The sequence below is a fragment of the Maribacter sp. UH1 genome (assembly GCF_056839145.1).
Window position 1 is genome coordinate 1,728,240 of sequence record NZ_CM166387.1, and the last position, 19,727, is coordinate 1,747,966.

Sequence of the window (19,727 nt, forward strand, 5' to 3'; positions counted from 1 at the left end):
ATATGCAATTTTGTTACATTTAGCCCATGAAGATTGAACTAGAAACCATTGATCCCGCATCTAAAAGTCCGTTCAGACTATTGCATGACCCCAAGTTGAGCCATCTATTTTATTGGCATTTTCATCCTGAATATGAAATCGTTTATATTGAAGGTGCTAATGGAACAAGACATGTAGGCGATCATATTTCTGAATACGAAGAAACCGATTTGGTTCTTATAGGATCTAACATACCACACTTAAATTTCGATTACGGAGTAAAGACTTCCTACAGAGAAGAAGTCTTACACATTAAACCTTCTTTTAAGAGCACTTTTGTAGATCCTATACCTGAATTAAAAAATTTAAATAGACTATTAGACCTTTCTAGATACGGCATTGCTTTTCACGGAGAAACTAAAAAAGTGGTAGGTGAATTACTAAAGGAGCTACATACCCTAAAACCTTTTGAATATTTTATGGCAATCATGAATATTCTTAAAAGACTTTCTCAAAGTAATGAGTTTGAATTGCTACACAAGAGACCTTATAAGAATAAATACAGTAAAAAGGAGCAAAGTAGAATTCGTGATATTTATGCCTTGATCGATGAACGCTACCAAGGTAAAATATCGGTTGATGAGGTCGCTAAATTCTGTAATTTAACAAAGCCTGCTTTTTGTCGCTATTTTAAAAAAGCCACGGGAAGTACTTTTATAGAGTTTTTAAATCAATATCGTATCAGTCAATCTAAACGTTTATTGCTTACTGGTAAGAATGTAAGCGAAACATGTTTTGAATGCGGATTTGAAAGCCTCTCCTACTTCAACAGGACCTTTAAGAAAGTAACAGGGGAAAATCCATCAGCATTTAAAAAGAGATTGCAGCGCGATTAAATGAACTAGAACTCTATGTAATAGAGGAAACAATTAAAACGAGATACTGTTATTTTTAGAGGAGTACATTTTTAACTTGAATCCATACTTTAAATGGACCAGGTATAACTTCTAAAACTTAACTATGGAAATTTTTGACCCGCTTTCACTAAAAACCGTTTTGCAAATATGCGTAGCTGCGGTTTTTATCTATTTATACATGATGTTCATTACACGCGTAACAGGTAAAAGAACATTCGCTAAAATGACCAGTTTTGATTTTGCCGTCACTATTGCCATGGGATCTATCTTAGCCGATGCGGTCAACAAACCTGTTTCAAGCTTAATGCCCGCTATGGTTTCTATAGCACTACTTACGGGTCTACAAGCTTTATTCGCTAAGCTGTTATCATCGTCTAATGCCGCACAAAAAGTAATAACCAATAGCCCAATTCTTCTAATGAAAAATGGTGCCATTTTAAAAGAAAATTTAAACAAAGCATTGGTAAGCAAAGCAGACTTAATAGGAAAACTTAGAGAGGCAAATGTTTTACAATTGTCACAAGTAAAAGCCGTTATTTTTGAAACTACTGGAGATATATCGGTTCTTCATTCAGATAAGCCTATAGATATTGATGCTGTTATTGTAGAAGACGTTAAATCTACCGTATAAAAAATGCCCTACTACAAATAGGGCACTTTTGAGACAATCAACCTAAAAACTATTTTGCCTTCTTACGTTCTACATTCATAGTAGGATTAGAAGATTTTATTCTTTTCTTACTTTCTGAACCTTTTGCAGATTTTAAATACTCTTGGTATCCTCTACCTCTAAATTCATAAGTTGTACCGCTATCTGGGTGATACAATTCTATAGTAGCATCGTTAATAACATATAGTTCAAAATAATCGTTCCCAAAGAAATCATAATCTAATGTCAGCGTTTTTAATGAATTATCTCCTTGTACATCATAGACTTGATACTCCCCTTCAAAATCCCACTGTAAATTAGAAACATTGGTATTTGGCGCATTTACTGAAGACCTGAAAAAGTTTGGTAAAAACTGCAAGTAATTTTCGTTGTCAAAGTCATTTAACGCTCCTGCTTCACTGGTGTATATTTTCTCCCAAGCATCATATTCCTGTATGAAATAATTGATGTTGTCATAGAAGACAGTGTCATAATCAAAATTGTTAGTCTGGTATCCTATTAAGTAATAAGAGGTATCTGTACTAGCATCATACAATTCAATAGTATTATTATTTACCGCATACACTTCCAAAAACCAAGACCCGTCAATATCATGAGCAATATCTACCGTACCTCTTAGTGTACCATAAGTACCTACATCAATACCATAGCCACCACCTGTTTTACCAATTCCCACGATATTATTATTCGCATAAAGCACTCCGCGATCAAAAGAAACCGTAAATGCCCTTTGTAAAAAAGGCACTTCGCCATTACCTCTAGTTGCATTAATATCTACATACCATAAATCATAACTTTGTAAAACTTGATCGGTATTGAATGCAGACTCTTCTATAAAATCATCTTCAATAATTACTTCTGTATAACAAGAAACCATTAAAGTTGCCAATAGGAAATATCCCGTAAGTAGTTTTAGTGTTTTCATAAGATTTCATTTAATAGGTTATCTAACTAGAAACAATCTCCATGCCAAAATTTTTACAGGACTGATTCTAATCATATGATGATCATACAAATAATTGGTAAATTTGCACCATGAACGAGAATGCGAAATTTGCGGTTTTAGGTGGTGGAAGTTGGGCTACGGCTATTGTGAAAATGCTGACCAATAACCAAGAAAAAATTGGTTGGTATATGCGTAATACCGATGCTATTGCCCATATTAAAACTCAAAAGCACAACCCAAATTACCTTACTTCTGTAGAATTTAAGACAGAACAATTGGTGTTGACAAGCGATATTAATGAAGCTGTTAATTATGCCGATGTTTTAATTTTTGCAATACCTTCTGCTTTTTTGGTTGGTGAGTTAGAAAAACTAACGGTTTCGTTGAAGGATAAAATCATCTTTTCAGCCATAAAAGGTATTGTACCAGAATCTGGATTGATAGTAGGCGAGCATTTTCATAATACGTACGAGATACCTTTTGAAAATATTGGTGTTATTACCGGTCCTTGCCATGCTGAAGAAGTGGCTATGGAACGGTTATCTTATTTAACCATTGCTTGCGCAGATACTGAAAAGGCAGAATTGGTTGCCAATAATCTTGCCAGTAATTATATTAAAACCAGCATTAGTAAAGATATTATTGGTACTGAATATGCTGCTATGTTAAAGAATATATATGCTATAGCGGCGGGTATTGCCCACGGATTGGGTTATGGAGATAATTTTCAAAGTGTATTAATGAGTAACGCCATTCGTGAAATGAAACGGTATACCAAGCGTATTCATAAAATAGACCGTAACATTAATAAATCTGCTTATTTAGGGGATTTATTAGTAACCGGTTATTCTATTTTTAGCCGTAATAGAATGTTCGGTAATATGATCGGTAAAGGTTACACCGTAAAAAGTGCACAGATGGAAATGAGTATGATTGCAGAAGGATATTATGCTGCCAAAAGTGCTTATAACATAAAAGAGAACTTTACAAAAAAGGTCAAAACTCCTATTATTGACGCTGTTTATAAAGTTCTCTATGAAAACAAGAATCCTAAAAAGGTGTTTCTTGATTTAACCGATCAATTAGATTAACGTCTTTCTAATGAGAAATCTGAATGTTCCTTTAACTCATCATTCAAGGTTGTTCTCCATTCTTTAACTACGTCATCCGTTACTTTGAACCTATTCTGAAACTCTGCCATCAGCGGTTCCATTAGCGTTCTAATACTATCTATGTCAAAGTATAGCCTACCGGTTCTTCTAATGAAGAAATCCATAGGGGTTTGCACCATTTCATAATCAATACCGAAAGCCAATTCTGCTTTAGCTAAACGCACATATTTATCCGCTTCTACAATACCCTTATAATTTTCAAGAATTGTCTCTGTTTGCTTACCATAGTTGGTCACTAAAAACCAAGCATCGTGCTTTGTAAAACCTTCTTCTTTAATTTGGTCATATACCTCATCAATGTATTTTTTTACATGTTTGAATTTCTTGAAATCTACATTTCCACATAGAAATATTTTCTCTGTGTAACATTCTTTTAATTCGGTATCGTAATCCTCTTCCATCTTCTTGGCAATACGATCTACTACTCTTTCTGCCATTTTACGGTAACCTGTTAATTTACCACCTGCAATACTGATTAAGCCTGTATCTGAAACAAAAATCTCATCTTTTCTAGATAGTTCTGAAGCAGATTTACCTTCCTCGTGAATTAGTGGGCGCAGACCTGCCCATGAAGAAACAATATCTTCCAGCTCAAGATTAATATCAGGAAACATATTATTAACCGCAGAAATCAAATAAATAGCATCTGCAAGATCTGTTTTCACCTTGTTCTTATTATCATTATAATTGGTATCCGTTGTACCTACATAAGTGATTTTACCTCTTGGTATGGCGAACATCATTCTACCATCTGGTATGTCAAAATAACAAGACTGCTTAACAGGCAATTTTTCATACGGAAATACTAAATGCACCCCTTTGGTCAAATGAAGCTGTTTCCCTTTTTTAGAATTATTTAGGCTTCTTAACTCATCTACCCAAGGACCAGCTGCACTGATGACGTATTTAGACTTAATGGTAAATTCTTTACCCGTAACCGTATCAATTGCTTTAACACCGGCAACTTTATCGTTTTCATAAACAAACTCATTCACCTTTGCATAGTTCAATGCCTGAGCACCGAACAAAAGACTAGTCTTTATATTTTCTATGGTTAAACGCGCATCATCTGTTCTATATTCCGCATAATAACCAGCACCGTTCAAAATCTTCTTTGGTAATAAAGGCTCCAATTTCAAGGCTTCCTTTTTTTCTAGCATTTTTCGCTTATCATCACCTGTAACCTGAGCAAGAATATCATATACCTTAAGACCAATAGATGTTAACCATTTACCGTAAGAACCATTTTCTATTAATGGTAATAACATTTTTTCCGGCAATACTAAATGAGGAGCCAACTTATGTACAATGGCACGCTCAGACCCTACTTCTTTTACCAACCAAAAATCGAACTGTTTTAAATATCGCAATCCACCATGTATTAGCTTGGTAGATTTACTACTGGTACCAGAGGCAAAATCCCCTTTTTCCAATACGGCTACTTTTAAACCACGTGATGCAGCATCTAATGCTATACCGCCACCAGTAATTCCTCCTCCTATAACCACCAAATCAAAATCTTCTGATTCCAGGTGGTCTATCGTATTTTGACGTTCTAAATTGGTAAATTTTATATTCTTCATCACTAGATGTCTTTTTAATTTGAAATGGTAATTTTCGTCGGATAAGGACGAAAACCTAACATAATTAGGCAAAGATAGAACTAGTCATATGCTATTCTATGCTCTAAAAAATTAATAAATTGTAAAATTGATATATATGCTACTATTCTTCTTCCCAGCCTTTTGATCTTTCTACAGCTTTTTGCCATTTTTTATACAAACGCTTTCGTTTTACACGATCAAAAGTGGGCTCAAATATTCGGTCCATTGGTCGGCTTTGATCAATGTCTGATTGCTCCCAAAAACCTACTTGAATTCCTGCAAGGAATGCTGCACCCATTGCGGTAGATTCAATAATTTCTGGACGATGTACTTCTGAGTCTAAAATATCTGCTTGAAATTGCATTAGATGATTATTTGCACAAGCACCACCATCAACTCTTAAATTTTTAAGCTGAATTCCAGAATCATCTTCCATTGCCTTTAAAATATCCTTGGTTTGGTATGCCAACGCTTCTAATGTTGCCTTTGCCAAATGTGCTTTACCCGTATCCCTTGTTAAACCGAAAACTGCTCCTCTGGCATACATATCCCAATATGGTGCTCCAAGACCTGCAAAGGCCGGCACTACATAAACCGGGTTCTCCCCTTCAATCGAGTTGGCCAATTCTTCGGTTTCTGTTGCATCTTCAATAAGCTCTAAACCATCTCGCAACCATTGTATCGCTGCTCCCGCAATAAAAATACTGCCTTCCAACGCATAATTGACTTTGCCATCTAAACCATAAGCTATTGTGGTTAAAAGTCCGTTTTTAGAAAACTGGGGTTTTTCACCTGTATTCATTAGCATAAAACAACCTGTACCATAGGTGTTCTTTGCAGATCCTTTCTTAAAACAAGCTTGCCCAAATAATGCTGCTTGCTGATCACCTGCAATACCCGCAATTGGTATTTTAACTCCATCTAACTCATAATCGCCAAAATCCGCAGAAGATGGTTTTACTTCTGGCAACATGGTTTTGGGAATATCTAGCGCTTTTAACAGCTTATCGTCCCACTTAAGATTTACAATATCATAAATCATGGTTCGTGATGCATTGGTATAATCGGTTACATGGCTATGGACTTTGGTCATATTCCAAACCAACCAAGTATCAATTGTACCCATTAGCAAATTGCCTGCTTTGGCTTTCTCTTTAGCGCCATCAACATTATCCAATATCCATTTTACTTTGGTGCCCGAAAAATAAGAGTCAATTACCAAACCTGTAGTTTTCTTTACATGCTCTGTAAGTCCTATTTTCTTTAAATGCTCACAAATATCTGCCGTACGTTTGTCTTGCCAAACAATGGCATTATATACCGGTTCTCCCGTATTTTTATCCCAAACCACAGTAGTTTCCCTTTGGTTGGTAATGCCTATACCAACTATCTCATTTGGTTTTACTTTTTCCTGTTCAAGTAGCTCTTTTAAAACAGCCATCTGTGAAGATAAAATTTCGTTTGGGTCATGTTCTACCCAACCCGATTTAGGAAATATTTGTTTGAATTCTTTTTGGACCATTCCTTTAATGGTACCGTCATGGTCTACCAACAATGCTCTAGAGCTTGTAGTTCCCTGATCTAATGATACTATAAATTGCCTTGACATGTGCTTTAAGTTATTTCCCTAAATATAACGGAATTAAAGCTGATTCCAAAGCAGTGATTTTTTTGGAATTTTGTGTGTTTTTATGAAAACTATATGCTTGTTCTATCAGGCAAATGCGAACAGAGAAAGAATCATTCCAGTAGTGAATACCTTTTTCTTTTGGAGTTAATATAGAGTGTGACTGTTTTTTCGAATCATGAATAGCATTGAAGCTTTACCTATAACTTACGGTAATTCCAATATTTTAGCGTGCGCTTTAAACAACTCCACACACTCAACGATTTCCCCTTGATATTTTAAGCTGTTGCTCTAATAAATGTAAAAATAACAGTGTAGTAGGTCGTTTAAATCAACTTATTTTATAAACTCTTTTTCTATAAAATATGTTACAATCGCTTCTTTCATAAGAACGGTTTGCTCCCCAGCTTTTAATGTTGGTAATTCTTCTATTACATTGTAATGAGGCCAACCATCTTCATCAAAAAAACTGAATTCATAGAATCCGTAAGGTTCTAAAAGACGACATATTGCAATATGCATTAAATCTAACTTATCATCTTTTTTGTATTTTCTATGGTATTGTCCTAATTCTTGAACACCCACCAAATAAATAATTGCATCTAGTTCTAAAGGATCTCCGTCAGAAAACTTTGTTGAAAGCTTTTCTACCAAAAAATCCCATCGTTCTTTTAATTGTATATCCCTAGCCATATGATTTCCTTCAACTATAGTCTGATACAGACATTGCAAAGGTACAAATCAAAGTTCTATATTTGTTAAAACACTTTACCAATGGGACTTTTAGATATTTTACTTGGATTACCTTTAGTATGGGGTCTATGGAAGGGATATAAAAATGGTCTTTTCATGGAAATTGCTTCTATTGTTGCACTTGTTGCCGGTATTTTTGGAGCTATCCATTTTTCATATATCACGGGAGAATATTTATCTGAGCACTTAAATTGGGATGAACGTAATATGAGTATCATAGCCTTTATAATCACATTTGTACTAATTATAATTATCGTCAATTTAATTGGAAAACTATTGACTAAAGTCGCAAATTTTGCCATGCTAGGCTCTTTAAATAAAATTGCAGGGGGCATTTTTGGTGCATTGAAAGTGGCTATTTTATTAGGTGCCGCTTTTATATTTTTTGATCGAATGGACACTACCTTTAATTTAATTACGGAAGAAACTAAAGAGGAATCTATTTTATATCAACCTATCAAAGATATTGGAGCATTAATTTTTGATACTGTGCTCGTGGGCGAAGCCTCTTCAAAACAAGCTTCAGAAGATCCAATAATCATTTAAATTCAATTGTCCGCTAATCTTACTTTTTGCGCACTTTATCGAATAAGCATTTTTGTTCATACCCTGCATTCAATTTTTCTATAATATTACTTCATCGATAACCCAAATCGATTACGAGAGCTTAGAACACTCTTAACTTTTTTACCTACTTCGCTTCGCCGAAAGGCTATTTATTTAAAAGACACTTATATGAAAATGAGATTGCTTTATGCGGTCCCTGTCTTTTTATTGCTTTTTCTTGGTTCTTGTACAAGCGAATCTCTTGATGATACGCCCATACTTGAAGCTGAAAACGTTTTAATTATTGAACAGGACCTGTTGGAAATTGTCAACGAACATAGGTTAAGCCTTAACACTAATGCCTTGCAATTTAGTGACGTGGCTTATAAATATGCCAACCTTCATACAGACTACATGATTTCTAAAGGTAGTATCAGTCATGATAACTTTAGCTCAAGAGCATCTAACATTGATTCTGAAATAAGTGTTGAAATGGTGGCCGAGAATGTAGCCAAGGATTATCAAACTGCCCTAGAGGCTTTTGAAGGATGGTACATTAGTAGCAGCCACAAAAAAACAATGGAGGGCGATTTTACACATACCGGTATCAGTGTAAAGAAAGATGACCAAGGCAATTACTACTTTACCCAACTTTTTTACAAGCAGTAAAGAATTCTTATATTACTCTATTGCCTATTAATTAAGCTTCAGGCTTACCTAAATAGGTTGACCAGTTTCCTTGTTTTGACAAAGTGAGAAAAATCATATAAAAAGCACAAAATGACGATGAAATTTAATGCCCTTTTTTATAAAATGGCTTAATATGACAATTAATCGTCGCTTAACGAATATTTCACCCTCTCTATAGACGTTTTAATTCTAGCTGTAATTAGCGGGACTATTTTTGGCACTCACTAAAAAAATAGTTTCCCTATATGAAATCCACCTTCATTTGTTCAGCTCTAATTTTAGCCCTTTTATCCTCTTGTTCCAAAACACAAAATTCTTCTGATTACGAAGAAAACTCTGAATATACCTTGACCAAATACACTTTGGCATCTTCTAAAAATCATAACACCATAGAAGCTGGGCTTTTTGAACTAATCAATGACTATAGAACTGAATTAGGTTTAAACGAATTAGTATTTGAAAATGCTACATATTATTATGCAAGCCTTCATACGGACTATATGATTTCAAAAGAAAGCACTAGTCATGATAATTTCAGCAAACGTGCAGAGTATATATCCGAAAGGTTAAATGCTGTATTTGTTTCCGAAAATGTTGCTCGTAATTATGACGCAATAGAAGATGCTTTTGCCGCTTGGTTGAACAACCCAGGGCATAAAAAGAATATTGAAGGAGACTATTCTTACTCAGCAATCAGCATAAACCAAAACAGCAATGGTGATTACTATTACACTCAAATATTTGTAAAATAATTAGAGACAACATTTCTATTTTAAAGAAGCCTTTGCAACCCAAAGGCTTTTTTTATGCTTACCTTTTAGGTGAAAAATAATCGTTTCTTTAACTTTCACTTAAATTCACAGAAATGAGCATACAAGCACCATTCAATCTTAACAAATGGATTGAGGAAAACAGAGCTTCACTTAAGCCCCCTGTTGGTAACAAAAATTTATACAAAGATGCCGGCGATTATATCGTTATGATCGTTGCCGGGCCAAATGCCAGAAAAGACTATCACTATAACGAAACCGAAGAGTTGTTCTATCAGCTTGAAGGAAACATAGAAGTGCATATTCAAGAAGACGGTAAAAAACGCACCATGCAACTAGGACCTGGAGATATGTATTTGCACCCAGCCAAAGTACCACACTCTCCAGTTCGTAAAGAAGGATCTATAGGTCTTGTGATAGAACGTAAACGTGACCATATGAATGTGGATGACGGTCTCTTGTGGTTTTGTGATAATTGTAACCACAAGTTATATGAAGCCTATTTTACCCTTCATGATATAGAGAAAGATTTCTTATCTCACTTTAAACATTTTTATAGCTCAGAAGAATTAAGAACTTGTGACAATTGCGGTACTGAAATGCCGGTTGATGAACGTTTTATAGCTAAAGAAGAATGATACTAATAGTAAAAATAATTACTGCTCTTGTAGCCCTGATCCATATTTATATTCTTTGGTTTGAAATGTTTGCATGGACAACAACAGGTAGAAAGGTTTTTCAAAATTTTCCAAAAGATTTATTTGAACCCACAAAGTCTATGGCGGCAAACCAAGGGCTTTATAATGGCTTCTTAGCCGCTGGGTTGATATGGTCATTTTTCATTACCGAAATACAATGGTCTGCAAATGTTGCACTCTTCTTTTTAGGTTGCGTTGCTATTGCTGGTGCTTACGGTGCACTAACCGTAAGTAAAAAAATATTCATAGTCCAAAGTATACCTGCGTTAACCGGAATCATATTGTGGTCTATTATTAAGTTCTCTTAGCTACAATTTCTTCTACAAAAGGATAAAATTCTTTGTATTTTTGTATCATATCTAACATTAATCACGTAAAAAGTTATAAAATGTCAAAAATTGCAGCAGATTTCGGAATACAAGATGCTCTCAAAGCATTAGGAATTAGTGATATCAATGAGGGAACCTCTACCGGATCTAATGATTTTTCTTCAGGCGATATTATTTCATCATACTCACCAGTAGATGGTTCACTAATTGCAAAGGTCAAAACAACGTCAAAAGAAGATTACGAAAAAGTAATGTCTACTGCTACGACAGCTTTTAAAGAGTGGAGAACAAAACCTGCACCGCAACGTGGTGAAATTGTTAGACAGTTTGGCGACAAACTTAGAGAACTTAAAGAACCGCTTGGTAAGCTTGTTTCTTATGAAATGGGCAAGAGCTACCAAGAAGGATTGGGTGAGGTTCAAGAAATGATCGATATCTGTGATTTCGCAGTTGGTCTTTCTCGTCAATTACATGGTTTAACCATGCATTCAGAAAGACCCGGTCATAGAATGTACGAACAATATCATTCTTTAGGTGTTGTAGGTATTATATCTGCTTTTAATTTCCCTATTGCTGTTTGGGCATGGAATACGGCACTTGCTTGGATCTGTGGTGATGTTTGTGTTTGGAAACCTTCTGAAAAGACACCTTTATGTGGTATTGCATGTCAGAACATAGCTGCCGCAGTAATGAAAGCGAACAACCTTCCTGAAGGTATTTCTTGCTTAATTAATGGCGATTATAAAATTGGAGAATTAATGACCCAAGATAAAAGAATTCCTTTAGTGTCTGCTACGGGATCAATTAGAATGGGAAAAATAGTTGCTCAGGCCGTGGCTGCCAGACTTGGAAAATCTTTACTTGAACTTGGTGGTAACAATGCTATCATAGTTACACCAGATGCCGACTTAAAAATGACCGTTATAGGTGCCGTATTCGGTGCTGTAGGTACAGCAGGTCAACGTTGTACTTCTACTAGAAGATTGATCATTCATGAATCTATGTATGATAAGGTAAAAGAAGCAGTAGTTGCAGCATATCAACAATTAAGAATTGGTAACCCGCTAGATGAAAATAATCATGTAGGTCCATTGATTGATACCGATGCTGTTGCTCAATATAACAAAGCTTTAGAAAAAGTGGTTAATGAAGGCGGTAAATTAATTGTTGAAGGCGGAGTATTAGAAGGTGAGGGCTATGAAAGTGGTTGTTACGTAAAACCTGCTATTGCAGAAGCTGAAAATGATTTTGAAATTGTACAGCACGAAACGTTTGCGCCTGTACTTTACTTATTAAAATATACTGGTGATGTTGAAAATGCCATTGCTATTCAAAATGGTGTTGTACAAGGTTTATCTTCAGCTATTATGACGAACAACCTACGTGAAGCTGAACATTTTCTTTCCGCTTGGGGTAGTGATTGTGGTATTGCCAATGTAAACATTGGTACTTCTGGTGCTGAAATAGGTGGTGCATTCGGCGGTGAGAAAGAAACCGGTGGTGGTCGTGAAAGTGGTTCTGATGCATGGAAAGTTTACATGAGAAGACAAACCAACACTATTAACTATACCACTGAGCTACCTTTGGCACAGGGTATAAAGTTTGATCTATAATACACTTATAATTTCCTTTGCATATTAACTTTTAGGCTAGGCTGTTTTAGAATTGGTTGGCTCACTTGACCAACTACCATGAAGTAAAGCTTGTATGCCCAAAACAATAAACATGCAAAGGAAATTTATAATACTCTTTAATTTTTTCTTCATTTTATAGTGTAATTTACTCTGTATCAAACTAGTAAATTATAGTACTCAATTCAACAATTTCTGTACAGGTTTACACAAATATTGTATAGTTGGATTTTTGAGACCCTCAACTTTAAGGCATAAAAAAATCCTATCGACTTAAAGAGGACAGGATTTTTTAACCAACTAACTCAAAACTTGAAATTATATAATCAATGCCCAAACTTTGTGGGGAGATTTATATCGTTTCAATACATACGTAAAAATGCAATTAATAGTTGTTGCACCATACAGTTTTTTTATCGTTTCACCCTGTTATTGTATAGTTGGTAAGTATTTTAACATATCTAATGTTAAGATAATGTTGATTGTAAGGTAATTAGGTACCAATCTTTTAACATTTTTAAGATTTTTTTAATAAATTGTGCGCTAAACACTAAACATTACGTACAATGACAAGAACAATCAAGTATTTATTATTGATGTTGATTACCATTGTAGTCGGTACTTACTTCTTTATAACCTGTTGCAGCGAATGCGGTGCGGCAGTTGTTACAGAGCCAACTACAGAAAAGGAAATCATAAAAGAGCCCTCGGCTACATCGTATCCCTTCGCTATAGATGGAAACGGATTTGCCTATAACACCAATGACAATTATAATTTCAATGTCTCTTCGCATAACTTTTTAACACCATTAAGTGCAGACCTTACCAAAGGAATTACAGGTTTACAAGGTCATTTAGCTGAGAACGAAAACAATGTTATTAACGTAACTGGTTATTATACTAGCCAAGAAGAGAACAATACCGCATTCCCTAATTTAGGACTTGCGAGAGCAAATTCAATTAAAAACGATTTAGCTTCAAAAGGATTCTCTACTGCTCAAATTAATACACAGGGAAAACTTATGGACGAAATGATTGCTAAAGAGGGTACTTATTGGGGTGCAGCTTCCTTTGGTCTTGTTGAAAAATCAGCAACCGCAGAAGATGACCTTAAAGCATTGTATGAAAAAATAAATGCCGATCCTTTAATTCTTTATTTCAACACTGCAGAAGCCTCTATTCATTTAGATGCTACGCAACGCCAAAAAGTTGCCGATATATCTAGATATTTAGATAAGGTTTCTGATGCTAAGGCAAGCGTTGTTGGTCATACAGATTCACAAGGTAGAGCAAGTACAAACATGAGACTAGGTCAAGATAGAGCAGAATTCGCTAAAAATTATTTAATGCAAAACGGAATAGCTGCAGATAAGATAATTGCTACATCCAAAGGGCAAACACAACCCATTGCCGATAATGCCACTGAAGAAGGCAGAGTAAAAAATAGACGAACAGTTATTACATTAAAATAAAACATACACTAATCCTATAAATAAGTAAAATCATGAATTTTGAAAATATGAACATTTGGTGCTGGATAATTCCATTGTTAGTAGGTCTTATCTGCGGTATTTTAGGTTATCTACTAGGTAGCCGTTCTGCCAAGGCAATAGACAACTCTGCTGAAATAAACAGTCTTACCGCTAGTAATACAAAACTTAAAGGCGAATTGTCTGACTTAAACAATCTTAAAGCTAGCAACAGCAAACTGAAAGCTGATCTAGAAGCTTGTAACCAAAGAGTAATTGCCGCAAGCAAGGTTGTAACACCTCCTCCTGCCGCACCAAGCGCTCCAAGCACTAATCTAGGTGCATCTGCCGCCTCTTTTGCTGCCGGTGCCGCTACAAGTAGCGCACTAGCTTTTGATGGTGCTGCTGCCAAGGCAGCATTTGGAAAAACCATTAAGCAAGACGATTTAAAACTTGTGGAAGGTATTGGTCCAAAAATTGAAGGTATGCTCAAAGACCACGGTATTAAAACATGGAAAGAACTTTCTGAGGCTAGTTTAGAAGCCTGCCAAAAAATATTGGATACAGGAGGAACACGATACAAAATTCACGATCCTGCTTCTTGGCCGTTACAAGCTAAAATGTGCTACGAAGGTAAATGGACAGAACTTGTTAAATGGCAAGATGAGCACAAACACGGTAAATTATAATCTACCGTTTAAAGCAAAAAAAATCCCGATCATAACTTATCGGGATTTTTTATTTTATAATGCTCCGTTTGCCTCTACCCACTTAAAGTGATATTGGTCTTGCGGAAATTTCATTCTTTCTGCAATTCTTTCTAATCTTGATGGTAACTTAATTAAGTAGTCACGAGCCTTTTCAGCTTCTTCATTTAAAGAACGAACAGAATCTAGTTCCCAATATGCATTCAACTTGCTTAGAATGTCAACGTAATCTTGCGCTGTATATACACCTAAACGCTGTGCACAGTTAGAAAAGTTCTCAAAAGCAGAACCAATTGTACCACCAGACTCACGTAAAAAATGTGCCGGCATTACAATCTTCTTCTTCATCATATCTGCAAAGGCAATCATCATACCAGATGGATCTTCGCCTAAAATAGTCTTCACGAATTCTCTGTACGCCAAATGGTGTCTCATTTCATCACCGGCAATTATAGTACACATTTTACCTAATAAAGCATTTCCTTTTTTCTTCGCCATTTGTCCCACACGCTTATGCGAAATATTGGTAGCCAATTCTTGAAAAGAGGTATATACAAAGTTTTTATATGGATCACGATCAGTACCAATATCAAAACCATCAGAAATTAAATGCTGGGTCGTTATTTCAATCTCTCTCATATTTACCCTTCCAGATAAATAAAGATATTTGTTCAACACATCTCCATGTCTATTTTCTTCTGCAGTCCAAGCACGTACCCATTTAGCCCAACCATTGGTTTTATGGTCACCGTGCTGGTCAATACCAACAACATCCATTAACCAAGATTCATAAGTTGGCAAGGCTTCTTCGGTAATGGTATCCGCTACCATGGTTACCCAAAAGTCATACCCTAAGTCCTTAGACTCTTCACGAATATCTTTTACTTCTTGTAAAAATGTATCTTTTTCAGAATCTGGTAAAAAATCTGTTGGCTGCCATATATCCTCTGGTTTTATAAGGAAAGATTCCATGAAACTCTCTACCTTAGGCTCTAAGGCCTGCATCACTTCTAATCTTATATTTTTATTAGACATATTTTAAATTTTATTAAAGATCGTCAATAAAACAATCTATTTTAAAGTAAAGTTAACGGTTTTCTTAGTTTCTACCCGTTTCGTTAGGATAAAAGGTATAAACCGGCTCACTTTGCCAGTATTCTTTAGTATTGGCGTTAAACACAGTTAACGGTCCTTTAAAAGCTGCACCCGTATCAATATTCCATACATTGGCGGCATTCTGTGGTGTAGTTTTACCTATGCGCGTAACCGGTGTATGACCAATGTAAATTTCAGCATAATTCTTTAATCGCTTTGGATAATGAATATGATCATCTTCTAAATCTTTATTCAAAGAAAGCGCCAACTCCCACAAAGTACGATCCCAGTAAAATGTCTTTTTAAAATATTCATGTTCTATTCCTTTCAAATTTGTAAAGCCTGCATGTAAAAACAATCTATTTTCAGCGTCTAGATAATAATTCTCTAAGCTTTCATAAAATTTGATGTGCCTATCTTTTGTTTCTTTTGAAGCTTTCCCATAAGAATTTGAAGTGGCCTCACCACCATGCATAAACCATGTTGGGTTATCTGCCTTACCGGTTAACCATTCATAGCAAAGCTCATCATGATTACCTCTTAGGTATATACAGTTGTACCTTTCTTTTAGTTGTATAAGATAGTTTACAGTTTCAACCGCTTCACTCCATCCATCAATATAATCTCCTAAAAAAATTATCGTATCATCTTCAGTTATAGCTGCTTTCTCAAGTACTTGCTTTAAAGCTTGTAATCCTGAGTGAATGTCACCTACAACCAGTGTTCTTTTTGTACTCATTTAGCAAAAATCGCAATTATGGTTATCATGGCAAGGATAAAAATCACTAAAAAGAAGATTTTCCAGAAGGAATAAGGTCTGTTTCCACTTAACACTCCCGTTTGCCCATTTATATAAAAATTAAACTCTTTACCATCATATCTATATGAACTTAGATAAATGGGAAGTAAGATATGTTTAAACTTTTCATCTGAAAGTTTTATATCGGCGTTTGCTACCCTTTGGGTATCACCACCAATATCTCGCTTAATCCAATTATAAGCAATATTCTTGGCTTCTTGAAACGACTTGTGATGCCCTTCTTTTAATGAAACCGTATATTTTTCCGTAACAAAACCAGATAGATATTTTGAATTAAAAGCCACTAAATCTTTCAAATTCCAAAAGGCGACTTTTGCCGGAATCTCTTTTCGTTTCTTTTCTGATGCGCTTATTAAAATATCATCTACAAAACCATCTACTCTACCCGATGCATACGTCCACTTGGTTTTTCTAACACGTCTTGTTCTTCTTGCCTTATTACTATTATAAGTCTGTGTTTCGTAATAATAATCTCCTCGTTGCCCTTGGTAAGAGGCAAAGAGATTGGCATCAAAAGTCCAATACGGAACATATAATCCATGTAACCCTTCTGGATCAAGCGCTGCTTTTTTAAGATTATCCGGTGCAAACCAAATTTTATCTACCCAAGCTTTAAATATTGCCTGTGCTTTATTGGCATCTAATTGAAAAGGAACTAGAGCGCCAGGTAATATCCAACCTTCTTTCTCAACATCTTCCCGTATTAAAGGTTCACTACAATACACACAGTTGAGCGATTTATAGTTTTCTTCTACATGCTGGTTGGCACCGCAATTTTTACAATGCAACAGCTCTATAGTTTCGGTATAGGCATTTTCACCTACGATTTTTAAGTAGTGTTCTAGCTCTAACTCTTCAAAACTAGTTTTAGATGCCTCAATAAACTCTTCATACCCACAGTACTCGCACGTCAATTGATGCGAGCCTGGCTTAAACTTTAACTCGGCACCACAATTGGCACATGCTTTTTTATATTCCGATTGTTGAATATCATCCATAGAAAGTATTCCTTATCTTAAAAAAGATATTGCTTAAAATTATGCTGTTGGTAATGGTGGCGGTGTATTACCACCCAAGAAAGATTTTAATTCCTCTACCTCTTTTAATGCAGTCCAATTGGGCATACCTTGTTTCCAGATCAACGAATCTCTATTAATTGTTCTACTCGCAAATAATTCTTTGAGCTTATCAAAACCAACAGGACCTAATTGCTGACCGCTTACCGCATAGAAATAGGTTACTTGTGCCGGCATTGGTGGCGGCGCTTGTGGCTGTTGTGCTGTTTGCCCTCCAAGCGGTTGCGCTGAAGGTTGCCCCATTAAGCCTCCCATTTGTTGAGCCAATACAAAACCCATACCCATACCCATACCGGCACCAGCTGTTCCGCCTTCATTTTTGGCCGCTAACTCCATTGCTTTGGCTGCTTTGAACTGCGCCAACTTGCCCATGTCCAATTTATCCAATCGGCTGTATTCGAATATTTCCTTTTTAAGTTCTTCAGGCATCGATACATTTTCGATGTAGAATTTCTCTAGCTCTATACCTACCCTATTAAATTCTGGCTGCATTACTTCTTGGCAAGTTTCAGATAGTTCGCTTGTGTTCGCCGCATACAACTCAATTGGTAAATTAGCTTCACCTACCGTATCTGTAAAACGGGTTACTATTAAACTTTTTAAATGTTCATTTACCTCATAGCTTGTAAAATTACCATCGGTACCCACTACATCTACAACAAACTTTCCTGGATCATTTACTCTAAAACTATAGGTACCAAAAGCACGAATTTCCACCAAACCAAATCTATCATCACTTAACATGAACGGATTTTTAGTACCCCATTTTTCATCTGTAAACAAACGTGTGTTTACAAAATACACCTCAGCTTTAAACGGACTATCAAATCCATACTTCCAACCTTTTAAAGTCGTTAAAATAGGCAGGTTCTGCGTATTTAAAGTATATGTGCCCGGTTTAAAAACATCTGCCAATTGACCTTCGTTAATAAAAACTGCGGTCTGTCCTTCTCTTACGATTAATTGTGCATTGTTCTTAATTTCATTTTGGTAACGTTCAAAACGATAAACTATAGTGTCGTCAGTATTATCTAGCCATTCTACAATATCAATAAACTCGTGGCTCAGTTTTTTCTTAATTTCATCAAATATGCTCATGGTCAGTATGTGTTTTAAAATGTGTAATTCAATATATGCAATTCAGCAACAGACCCAAAATACGAAAGGAATTAAATTCATAAAATAATCTGTAAACCACCGTAATTTAATATTTACTTCATAATTTTTAGGAAATAGGTGTTATTTCTAATTAACTTAGACTTCCTAATTTTCTTTTTAAACGTATGAAAAAGGTATTCTGTATTGGAGAATTACTCATTGATTTTGTTGCCGAAAACCAAGGCAAAGATTTATCGAAAGCAAAAGAATTTTCTAAAAAAGCAGGTGGTGCACCAGCCAATGTAGCCTGTGCAATTAGCAAGCTTGGCGGCGATAGCTTTTTTGTTGGCGCTGTTGGCGATGACCCATTTGGCACTTTTTTACTACGTATTCTTGAAGATGAAAAAGTTGATATCTCCTTTGCCCAAAGATGCGATACTTTTACCACTTTAGCCTTTGTTTCTATTGATACCGATGGTGAACGCGATTTTGTTTTTAGCCGAGGTGCAGACAAAGAGCTTACTTACGACTCTTCCTTAAAATCTAATTTTGAAAATAATATTATTCACTTTGGTGCAGCTACCGCTCTTTTAGGTGGTGCTCTTGAAGAGACCTATAACAGATATCTATTTGACGGACTAACCAAAAATGCGTTCATTAGTTTTGACCCTAATTACAGAGTGGATCTTTGGAAAAACAAAGAGGATGTTTTTATACGTAAATGCCATGCTTTTATAGAGAAATCTCATTTATGTAAATTTAGCCTGGAGGAAGCACAACTACTTTCAGGAAAAGATAAGCTTGAAGATGCTTGCCAGTTTTTTCATGAAATGGGCACCCAAGTAATTGTTGTAACCTTAGGTAGCGAAGGAACTTTACTTAGTACAAAAGATTTCTATAAAACCATACCAAGCATAAAAGTAACACCAAAAGACACTACCGGTGCCGGCGATGCTTTTATTGGTTGCCTTTTACAACAACTTACGGAACACTCTAAAATAGAAGATGTTTTGGTAAACGAATATTTACTTTCTAACATGGTTTCAAGAGCAAATAGAGCCGGGGCCATTACGACGGAAAATTTTGGAGCTATACAATCGCTACCTACATTACAACAATTAGACTCTTAA

At 35.6% G+C, this 19,727-nt stretch carries 20 protein-coding genes; 12 read left to right on the plus strand and 8 right to left on the minus strand.

What is annotated here, in order from left to right; translation table 11 throughout:
* Positions 1 to 26 precede the first annotated feature (26 nt).
* Positions 27 to 875 carry a helix-turn-helix domain-containing protein gene (locus UH1x_RS07550; protein ID WP_482626017.1) on the plus strand — a complete coding sequence of 283 codons (849 nt, stop codon included), beginning with the start codon at positions 27 to 29 and terminating at the stop codon, positions 873 to 875.
* Positions 876 to 999: 124 nt separating this feature from the next.
* On the plus strand, positions 1,000 to 1,527 hold the full coding sequence (locus UH1x_RS07555) for a DUF421 domain-containing protein (protein ID WP_482626018.1): 528 nt from the start codon (positions 1,000 to 1,002) through the stop codon (positions 1,525 to 1,527).
* Between the two features lie 49 nt (positions 1,528 to 1,576).
* On the opposite strand, the gene UH1x_RS07560 is transcribed toward UH1x_RS07555, so the two are convergent.
* Positions 1,577 to 2,491 carry a nicotinic acid mononucleotide adenyltransferase gene (locus UH1x_RS07560; RefSeq protein ID WP_482626019.1) on the minus strand — a complete coding sequence of 305 codons (915 nt, stop codon included), beginning with the start codon at positions 2,489 to 2,491 and terminating at the stop codon, positions 1,577 to 1,579.
* A 110-nt stretch (positions 2,492 to 2,601) separates the two neighbouring features.
* On the opposite strand from UH1x_RS07560, the gene UH1x_RS07565 reads away from it, so the two are divergent.
* Positions 2,602 to 3,603 (plus strand): NAD(P)H-dependent glycerol-3-phosphate dehydrogenase, encoded by a 1,002-nt coding sequence (locus tag UH1x_RS07565; RefSeq protein WP_036157330.1) that lies wholly within the window; start codon positions 2,602 to 2,604, stop codon positions 3,601 to 3,603.
* Here UH1x_RS07565 and UH1x_RS07570 read toward each other — a convergent pair.
* The 3 genes from UH1x_RS07570 to UH1x_RS07580 all read right to left on the minus strand — a co-directional run bounded on the left by UH1x_RS07570 (position 3,600) and on the right by UH1x_RS07580 (position 7,608).
* A complete protein-coding gene (locus UH1x_RS07570; RefSeq protein WP_482626020.1) occupies positions 3,600 to 5,267 on the minus strand; it encodes a glycerol-3-phosphate dehydrogenase/oxidase in 1,668 nt (555 codons plus the stop codon). The genes UH1x_RS07565 and UH1x_RS07570 overlap by 4 nt on opposite strands.
* Before the next feature lie 142 nt (positions 5,268 to 5,409).
* On the minus strand, positions 5,410 to 6,897 hold the full coding sequence (gene glpK, locus UH1x_RS07575; protein WP_482626021.1) for a glycerol kinase GlpK: 1,488 nt from the start codon (positions 6,895 to 6,897) through the stop codon (positions 5,410 to 5,412).
* A gap of 354 nt (positions 6,898 to 7,251) precedes the next feature.
* Positions 7,252 to 7,608 (minus strand): hypothetical protein, encoded by a 357-nt coding sequence (locus tag UH1x_RS07580; protein ID WP_396632991.1) that lies wholly within the window; start codon positions 7,606 to 7,608, stop codon positions 7,252 to 7,254.
* An 81-nt stretch (positions 7,609 to 7,689) separates the two neighbouring features.
* Here UH1x_RS07580 and UH1x_RS07585 point away from each other — a divergent pair, with 81 nt between their 5' ends.
* The 8 genes from UH1x_RS07585 (at position 7,690) to UH1x_RS07620 (ending at position 14,490) form a co-directional block, all read left to right on the plus strand.
* A complete protein-coding gene (locus UH1x_RS07585) occupies positions 7,690 to 8,214 on the plus strand; it encodes a CvpA family protein (RefSeq protein WP_482626022.1) in 525 nt (174 codons plus the stop codon).
* A 189-nt stretch (positions 8,215 to 8,403) separates the two neighbouring features.
* On the plus strand, positions 8,404 to 8,883 hold the full coding sequence (locus tag UH1x_RS07590; RefSeq protein WP_482626023.1) for a CAP domain-containing protein: 480 nt from the start codon (positions 8,404 to 8,406) through the stop codon (positions 8,881 to 8,883).
* Between the two features lie 266 nt (positions 8,884 to 9,149).
* Positions 9,150 to 9,656, plus strand: coding sequence for a CAP domain-containing protein (locus UH1x_RS07595; RefSeq protein ID WP_482626024.1), 507 nt, complete (start codon positions 9,150 to 9,152; stop codon positions 9,654 to 9,656).
* A 113-nt stretch (positions 9,657 to 9,769) separates the two neighbouring features.
* Positions 9,770 to 10,312, plus strand: a complete 543-nt coding sequence (locus tag UH1x_RS07600) for a 3-hydroxyanthranilate 3,4-dioxygenase (RefSeq protein WP_482626025.1) — start codon at positions 9,770 to 9,772, stop codon at positions 10,310 to 10,312.
* Entirely contained in the window at positions 10,309 to 10,680 is a 372-nt protein-coding gene (locus UH1x_RS07605) for a DUF1304 domain-containing protein (RefSeq protein WP_482626026.1), read from the plus strand. Before UH1x_RS07600 ends, UH1x_RS07605 begins: the two co-directional genes overlap by 4 nt.
* A gap of 80 nt (positions 10,681 to 10,760) precedes the next feature.
* Entirely contained in the window at positions 10,761 to 12,314 is a 1,554-nt protein-coding gene (gene amaB, locus UH1x_RS07610; protein WP_482626027.1) for an L-piperidine-6-carboxylate dehydrogenase, read from the plus strand.
* Positions 12,315 to 12,898: 584 nt separating this feature from the next.
* Positions 12,899 to 13,804 (plus strand): OmpA family protein, encoded by a 906-nt coding sequence (locus UH1x_RS07615; RefSeq protein ID WP_482626028.1) that lies wholly within the window; start codon positions 12,899 to 12,901, stop codon positions 13,802 to 13,804.
* 32 nt (positions 13,805 to 13,836) lie between these two features.
* Entirely contained in the window at positions 13,837 to 14,490 is a 654-nt protein-coding gene (locus UH1x_RS07620) for a hypothetical protein (protein WP_482626029.1), read from the plus strand.
* A gap of 54 nt (positions 14,491 to 14,544) precedes the next feature.
* On the opposite strand, the gene UH1x_RS07625 is transcribed toward UH1x_RS07620, so the two are convergent.
* From UH1x_RS07625 to UH1x_RS07640, 4 genes are all read right to left on the minus strand, one after another.
* Positions 14,545 to 15,543, minus strand: a complete 999-nt coding sequence (locus UH1x_RS07625) for an acyl-ACP desaturase (protein ID WP_036157363.1) — start codon at positions 15,541 to 15,543, stop codon at positions 14,545 to 14,547.
* A 64-nt stretch (positions 15,544 to 15,607) separates the two neighbouring features.
* Complete coding sequence (locus UH1x_RS07630) at positions 15,608 to 16,342, minus strand: metallophosphoesterase family protein (protein WP_482626030.1); 735 nt, start codon at positions 16,340 to 16,342, stop codon at positions 15,608 to 15,610.
* The gene (locus UH1x_RS07635) at positions 16,339 to 17,421 is read right to left on the minus strand and encodes a TFIIB-type zinc ribbon-containing protein (protein ID WP_482626031.1); all 1,083 of its coding nucleotides are present in this window, start codon (positions 17,419 to 17,421) and stop codon (positions 16,339 to 16,341) included. Before UH1x_RS07635 ends, UH1x_RS07630 begins: the two co-directional genes overlap by 4 nt.
* Before the next feature lie 39 nt (positions 17,422 to 17,460).
* A complete protein-coding gene (locus UH1x_RS07640) occupies positions 17,461 to 18,597 on the minus strand; it encodes an SPFH domain-containing protein (protein ID WP_482626032.1) in 1,137 nt (378 codons plus the stop codon).
* A gap of 185 nt (positions 18,598 to 18,782) precedes the next feature.
* On the opposite strand from UH1x_RS07640, the gene UH1x_RS07645 reads away from it, so the two are divergent.
* Entirely contained in the window at positions 18,783 to 19,727 is a 945-nt protein-coding gene (locus UH1x_RS07645; RefSeq protein ID WP_482626033.1) for a carbohydrate kinase family protein, read from the plus strand.